1 protein-coding gene is annotated in these 922 nt (G+C 47.5%); it reads right to left on the bottom strand.

The annotated features are described in order from the left end of the window. Positions 1–16: 16 nt before the first annotated feature. Entirely contained in the window at positions 17–823 is an 807-nt protein-coding gene (gene trpA, locus R7R24_RS25385; protein ID WP_318119870.1) for a tryptophan synthase subunit alpha, read from the bottom strand. Between the last annotated feature and the right edge of the window lie 99 nt (positions 824–922).

Here is a 922-nt window from a genome sequence, read left to right as displayed (position 1 = left end):
TAGCTTGTGGTGTCGATTACTTTTGAGTTGCCGCTTTCATTGCTGAGACAAATTCCCCAAGCTTATCGAGCATGATTTGCGGTTGCTCTACGTGTGCTTCGATGATTTTTACGACTGCTGAACCCGAAATTGCACCTGCAGCACCCGCTTCAATGGCTTGTTTTACTTGTGCTGGTTCAGAAATGCCGAAACCTAGTAACGCTGGTGGTGCATCAAACTGGTTTAGCTTTTCAAGCATGTGGTCAACTGGCATGTTAGCTTTGGTTTCTGCACCCGTCACACCCGCGCGCGAAAGCAGGTAAGTGTAGCCGCCGCCTAATTCAGAAACTTGTTTTAGTGTCTCGTCACTTGCCGTTGGTGGTTCGATAAAGATTGGGTGGATTCCAAATTTCTCTGCCGCGGCTACGAACTCTGCGCTTTCGTTAGTCGGAACGTCTGCAATGAGAACGGAATCGATGCCCGCTTTTGCACAGCGCTCGTAGAACCTCTCAATACCGCGTGAGTATACAAGATTGGCGTACATCAATAGACCAATTGGCAGGTCTGGGTACTTTGCTCGAATTTTTCCGATTTGCTCAAAACAGATATCCGGAGTTGCACCCGAATCTAACGCTCGAATGTTGGCACCTTGAATTGTTGGGCCGTCCGCCAATGGGTCTGAGAACGGAATACCAAGTTCAAGCGCATCAGCGCCAGATTCAACCAGTGTTTCCATAAGCTTGTACGATTGCTCGGCGTTTGGATCACAAACCGTCACGAATGGTACAAATGCGCCTTGGTTTTTCTCGTTTAGGCGTGCAAACATCTTCTCATAACGGCTCATTAGATTACTCCTTTTTCTTCTAAGATGGCGTGTACGGTGAAGATGTCTTTGTCACCACGACCAGATAGGTTAACAACCAGTAATTGCTCTTTTTCAGGA

It is taken from the genome of Vibrio sp. 704 (assembly GCF_033339295.1).
Note: the sequence above shows the minus strand (reverse complement) of the source record. Positions and strands in the feature narration are given on the sequence as shown.

What these genes read in the sequence shown, in the direction of transcription:
- trpA (WP_318119870.1), bottom strand. Translation starts at nt 823, where the DNA reads ATGAGCCGTTATGAGAAGATGTTTGCACGCCTAAACGAGAAAAACCAA.